1 protein-coding gene is annotated in these 232 nt (G+C 70.3%); it reads left to right on the forward strand.

The window, feature by feature from the left end:
• The coding region (locus ACTFO6_RS20050) for a cytochrome c-type biogenesis CcmF C-terminal domain-containing protein (protein ID WP_439936024.1) at window positions 1-232 on the forward strand (232 nt) is incomplete at both ends.

Raw genomic sequence — 232 nt, forward strand, 5'->3', positions numbered from 1 at the left:
TTGTCCTGCCCTTCCTCCTGGGCGCGTGGACCCCCTTGATCGCTCTGGGGCTGCTGCTTAGCGCCGGGATTGTGGCGAGCGTGGTGGTGGCGTTCTGGGGGCGGCTGCGGGGGGCTTCCGGCGGCGGAAGCCTGGGGGCGCGGCTCAAGCGTCAGTCCTTGAGCTACTACGGCATGCACCTCGCCCACCGGGGGGTGGCGGTGTTCGTCTTCGGCGTGACGCTGGTCAAGGG

Origin of the sequence: Pelomicrobium sp. G1, from assembly GCF_051905455.1 — a bacterium.
Classification (GTDB): Bacteria; Pseudomonadota; Gammaproteobacteria; order Burkholderiales; family UBA6910; genus Pelomicrobium.